The sequence below is a fragment of the Streptomyces sp. NPDC020362 genome, assembly GCF_040642095.1.
GTDB lineage: Bacteria > Actinomycetota > Actinomycetes > Streptomycetales > Streptomycetaceae > Streptomyces.
The window spans coordinates 1-5,265 of sequence record NZ_JBFAET010000351.1 but is presented as its reverse complement, the minus strand read 5'-3'; the positions used below and the strand labels follow the sequence as shown (position 1 = coordinate 5,265).

The 5,265-nt window shown below is 73.5% G+C and carries 5 protein-coding genes and 1 pseudogene; 2 read left to right on the top strand and 4 right to left on the bottom strand.

All coding sequences use genetic code 11. From position 1 onward, the window contains the following. The coding region (locus AB0H32_RS46675) for an FAD-dependent monooxygenase (RefSeq protein ID WP_361135314.1) at positions 1-976 on the bottom strand (976 nt) is incomplete at its 3' end. Between the two features lie 109 nt (positions 977-1,085). On the opposite strand from AB0H32_RS46675, the gene AB0H32_RS46670 reads away from it, so the two are divergent. Next, complete coding sequence (locus tag AB0H32_RS46670; RefSeq protein WP_361135311.1) at positions 1,086-1,643, top strand: TetR family transcriptional regulator C-terminal domain-containing protein; 558 nt, start codon at positions 1,086-1,088, stop codon at positions 1,641-1,643. Positions 1,644-1,986: 343 nt separating this feature from the next. Here AB0H32_RS46670 and AB0H32_RS46665 read toward each other — a convergent pair whose 3' ends face one another. The 3 genes from AB0H32_RS46665 to AB0H32_RS46655 all read right to left on the bottom strand — a co-directional run bounded on the left by AB0H32_RS46665 (position 1,987) and on the right by AB0H32_RS46655 (position 4,795). Next, the gene (locus AB0H32_RS46665) at positions 1,987-3,168 is read right to left on the bottom strand and encodes an AI-2E family transporter (RefSeq protein WP_361135308.1); all 1,182 of its coding nucleotides are present in this window, start codon (positions 3,166-3,168) and stop codon (positions 1,987-1,989) included. Positions 3,169-3,307: 139 nt separating this feature from the next. Next, entirely contained in the window at positions 3,308-3,994 is a 687-nt protein-coding gene (locus AB0H32_RS46660) for a nitroreductase (RefSeq protein WP_361135305.1), read from the bottom strand. A gap of 378 nt (positions 3,995-4,372) precedes the next feature. Further along, entirely contained in the window at positions 4,373-4,795 is a 423-nt protein-coding gene (locus AB0H32_RS46655; protein WP_361135302.1) for a DUF2267 domain-containing protein, read from the bottom strand. A gap of 195 nt (positions 4,796-4,990) precedes the next feature. On the opposite strand from AB0H32_RS46655, the pseudogene AB0H32_RS46650 reads away from it, so the two are divergent. Next, a pseudogene (locus AB0H32_RS46650) lies at positions 4,991-5,265 on the top strand (hydrogenase maturation protein); the annotation flags it as partial.

Genomic DNA, 5,265 nt, shown 5'->3' with positions numbered 1-5,265 from the left:
CGGCGTCGTACCGGGCCAGCGCCGCTTCGACCGTGGGCGCGTCGGCGACCGCCGCGGCCAGGGTGGCGGCGTCCTCCAGGGCCTGGCAGGCGCCCTGGCCGAGATGCGGCGTCATGGCATGCGCCGCGTCACCGAGGAGCGCGATCCGCCCTGCGACGAAGGACGGCAGGGGCGTCGCCAGCTCGTGGATGTCATGGTGCAGCACCGCCTCGGGCGCGGTCGCCGCCAGCAGCGCGGGGATCGGGTCGTGCCAGCCCCCGAACCGGCGGCGCAGCACACCGAGGGGATCGGCATGACGTACCCCGGGCGGCGAGTTGAGCACCGCGTGCCACTCGGCGCGCCCGTCGGCGAAAGCGATGTGGCCGAACTCGGCACCCGGCCCCCAGGTCAGTTCGAAGTCGCTGCGCAGCCCCACCGGCTGCGCCGTGATGGCGCGCAGGACCGTAGACCCGCTGTAGACGGGTCCGGGATGGTCCGGGAACACCTGGCCGCGCAGCCGGCTGCCCACTCCGTCGGCCGCGACGACCAGGTCCGCCGCCAGATCCTCCGTGCCCACCGGGACCGTGACCCGGCCGGCCGCCGAGCGGTCGACCGCCGTCACGGTGACGCCTACGCGCAGGCACTGCGCCGGCAGCGCAGCGCGCAGCACACGGTGCAGCTCCGCCCGTGGGATGCCCACGATCGGGGTGCCCAGTTCGCGCGCGAGCGCGGCCCCGTCCATCCGGGCCAGCCTGGCGCCCGTGGGGGTGCGCGTACCCCCGGTGTACTGCGGCCGGGCCGCCGCGCGGACGGCCCCGCCGACGCCGAGCGCGTCCAGCGCGCGCAGCCCGTTGGCGTGCAGGGAGATGCCCGCGCCCGCGTCGGCCAGGGCGGCGGCCCGCTCGACGACCGTCACCTCCCAGCCGATCCGGCGCAGCCCGAGCGCGGCGGCCAGCCCGCCGATGCCGCCCCCGACCACCACTGCTGTACCACCCATGCCGGTCCCCTCCGCCCGTGCGCGCTCTTCCGGCGCGTCTTCTACAGATGTAGAAGCAGGCTAACGCGGACTCTCTACAGACGTAGAAGCGGGGGTGTAGAAAGAGGGGGTGTCCACCGATCGACGTACCCTCCTCGCCGACGCGGCCATCGGCGTGCTCGCCGACAGCGGGATGCGGGGCCTGACGCACCGCGCCGTCGACCAGGCGGCGAACCTGCCGCCCGGAACCACCTCCGCCTACTACCGCACCCGGCAGGCGCTGCTCACCGCGCTGGTCCGGCGTCTGGTGGCACTCGACCAGGCGGAGCTGCAGGAGATCGGCGGCAGGACGCCGGCCCCGCGCAGCGCGGGCGACCTGGTGGCCGGCCTCATGGCCTTCACCGAGCTGAGGCTCGCCGAGGCCGCACGACGGCGTTCCCTGGCGCGCTATGCCTGCGTCATCGAGAGCGTGCACCACCCCGAACTGCGCGAGATCCTGGTGCCCCGTGAGAACGTCGCCCGGCAGGCCGTCCAGGACTTCCTCGCCGCGCAGGGCGTCAGGGACGCCGAGGAGCGTACGGTCACGCTGCTGACCTGCGTGGACGGGCTGGTCTTCGACCGGCTGGTGAACGGGGGAGGCGTGACCGAGCAGGAGATCCGCGGCCTCGTGACCGCGGCCCTGCACTGAACCGTACGACGACGGCGGCGCCGCCTCCCTGGGACGGGGAGACGGCGCCGCGCTTCTTCACGCGTCCGGGAACGTCAGACCAGCCACCCGATGAAGTGGATGATCCCGGCGAGGACGTCGTGAGAAGGTTCATGATCGTGCTGCTCCTCGGTGTGTGGCTATGAGTGGGACCTGTGCGCCGACCACGGTCTGCAGCCCGTCGTTTGCACACCGAAAGTATCGACCCGGCTGACGCGTCCCACCGCTCTGATGAGCGACGATCACCTGTTCCAGGGAACAACTGATCCCCTGTTCGGATCGTGCGGCGGCGGCAGGCAACTCCACTGGCCCGACCGGGAGTTGCCTATGCCGGCATCGTGCGCATCGCGCGCAGCACCGCCCACACCACCGAGATGAACGGGACGGCCACCACGGCTCCGATCACCCCCGCCACGATGCTCCCCCCGATGACGGACACGGCGACCACGAGCGGATGCAGCCGGACCGCCCAGCTCATCACCAGCGGGTGCAGCACATGCCCTTCGAGCTGGCCGATGACCACGATCAGCACCAGCACGGCGGCGGCCGTGAGCGGGCCGCGCCCGGCCAGGGCGACCACCGTGGCCACCCCGAGCGCGACCGGCGAGCCCACCAGGGGGACGAACGTGGCGAAGAACTCCAGCAGGGTCAGCGGCAGTGCGAGCGGTACTTGCAGCACGAGCAGGGCGATGCCGACGAGGACGGCGTTGGTCGCCGCCACGATGATGATGCCGCGCGTGTAGCCGGCGAAGGTGTGCCAGGCCGCACGCCCGGCCCGGTCCCATCGCGCACGGGCGCCGCTCGGCAGCAACTGGTCGCGCGCCCAGGCCCACATGCGCTCCCCGGAATGGATGAAGAAGACGGAGGCGAAGAGCGCGAGCGCGCCGGCCGTGATCACCTCGACGACCCGGCCCAGCCCCGACACGGCACTGCTGAGCAGACTGGCCTGGTGTCCGGCGATGTAGTCCGTCACCTGGCGCTGCAGATCGGAGAGCTTGCCCGAACTGAGCCGGAACGGCGGCCCCTGCAGCCACAGCTCGATCCGGTGGACCCCGCCGCGGAACTCGCCCGCCAGCTTGTTCGACTCGTTCGCCACCGCGTTGCCCACGAGCGCGAACAGCCCCAGCAGGAGGAGCATGCTGCCGACGAGGGCCACGGCCACGCTCAGAGGTCTGGTGAAGACCCGGTTCAGGAGATCGGCGAGCGGACGCAGCACCGAGGTGACGACGAGGGCGAGGAACAGGGCGACGGCGATGAGCTGGAACCGGCCCAGGACGCCGAAGACGCCGTAGACGACGATGCCGACGAGGATGAGGCGCCAGGCGTAGGCGGCGGCGACCCGCAGCCACGGCACCGTGCGGGCGGCCACCGGTCCGTCCGGCTCGCCGCGGGCGGCCGCCGGGAGCCGGACGCGGTACGAGGGCCTGCTGCCCAGCACGGGCCCGCCCGCCCGGCGCCCCCGGCCCTTCCGTCCGCCCGCACCGCCCACCCGGCCTCCCGCCTCCATTCCGCTGCCGCGCTCTGACTGCCCGTCACATCTAGAGAACGGTAAGGGCAAGCCACGGGCGGGGCGGCACAACGCGCCCGAGCCCGTACCCGGCGCGCGGGGCGCGGGGCGTCGCTCCCCTCGCGGCCGAGGCGGCGGCTCAGGGACGGGGCGGCACCTGCGCATCGCCCACGAACGTCACGGTCTGTGCGAAAGGAGCCCGGTCGATCCGGGCGAAGGGCGCGGAGGGATCCCTGAAGCCGACCGAGACGCCCGCGAACAGCATCAGCTCCGGGGGCGGCGAGACGACCTCGGCGACCGTCCGGTGGTACACCGACCAGGCCATCTGCGGGCAGCTGTGCAGATCGTCCGCGCGCAGCAGAAGCATCACCGTCTGCAGATACATCCCGAGGTCGGCCCACTGGGCCGCGCCCATGGCGCGGTCGATGTAGCAGAGCAGCAGGCAGGGAGCGCCGAAGCACCGCCAGTTCTCCGTGACGGCCTCCCGGCGGGCCCTGCGGTCCTCGCGGCGGATCCCGAGCGCGCCGAAGCGCTGGCCGGCCGCCGCGGCTCGCCGCTCCTGATAGGGGGACTTCAGCGCCGGCGGGTACATCAGGTACTCCGGTTCGTCCCCGGCACCACCGGACTCGGCCCGCTCGGCGGTGCGTTTCTTCAGCTCGGCCAAGGGAGCACCGGTCAGCACGTAGATCCGCCACGGCTGGAGATTGCCGCCCGAAGGGGCCCGGGCGGCGGCGGCCAGGACCCGTTCGAGTGTCACCCGCGGGACGGGCTCGTCCGTGAACGCGCGGACCGCGCGCCTGCTCGTGACGGCGTCGTAGACATCCATGCTGTGCTGACGTGCGGCGACAGGGGAACGTGACAGCAGCCGCCTGCGAAGCGCCGACCTGCTCGCGCTGTCCGGAAGACGGGTGCCCCTCCTCCGCCCGCCGCAGGAACAGCCCTGGGCCCGTCTCCGCCACCGACGGCCTTCCGCGCTCGGCCCCGCCCGGGTCTCCGCCCGGATCCCTGCCCGGAACAGGCTCCCGCATCCCCGCTCCGTCCGCTCCCGCACCGCTCGGATCACGGCCCCGGCGCCGCGGGGAGCGGACGGTCACCTGCCGTGCACCATCCGCGGGCGGCGGCCGGGTGGGGCGGAGGGCGCCCGTGTGGGTCTCGTCGTCAGGATCCCTGCCGCCTGCCGCCTGCCGCCTGCCGCCTGCCGCCTCTAGTCGTTGCCGATGGCGCGCTCCACGGGCAGCAGCTCCCGGATGTCCGCCGGGAGCGCCCCGGCCATCCGTTCGGTCAGCTCGGGCGCGAGAGCGGCGTCGAGCACCTCCAGTACGGCGGCGGCATCGCGCAGCGCGGTGTCCTCGTCCGTGCCGGCCCGGTCGGCGATCCGTCCGGCGAAGACGGTCAGCCCGAACCGCTCGCCCGAGGTGCCCGCGTCGGGCCCGACGGACCCGTCCACGGCCTCCCGCACGACCGTCGCCAGGTCCGGCGGCAGCTGCGCGGCGACATGGAGGGCGAGCCCGGGCGGCAGCCGCTCGGACAGCGTGCTCAGCACGGCGTGCGTCGCCCGCTCCGCAGACCCCCGGTCCCGCAGCCGGGCGAGCGCCTGCACCTTTCCGATCATCTCGTCGTGCTTCATGAGGTCGGCTCCTTCCTCACGGGGCAACGCCCGAGTACTTGTATTCTCCGACCTCCGCGCCCGGCGCGCCGGTCGCGGAGGGAGCCCCGGCGCGGCGGGAATGCGATCCGGATGGAGGAAGTGGCCCGACCGACGAGGGCGAAACGCCGCAGGCGTTCTTCCCAGCGCCCCGGACACGGACGAACATGCCGTGTCATGGACATTTTGCTCGTCGCCAGCGCGTTCAACAGCCTCTCCCAGCGCGTCTACGCCGAACTGTCGGACGAGGGACACCGGGTGGACGTCGTGCTCGCCACCCACGGCGCCGACCCCGTCCGCGCCGCCGTCCGCGAGCTGCGCCCGGACCTGATCGTCGCGCCGATGCTGAAGACGGCCCTGCCGGAGGACGTCTGGCGGGAGCACACCTGCCTGATCGTGCATCCGGGACCGCCCGGCGACCGCGGCCCCTCCTCGCTCGACTGGGCCATCGC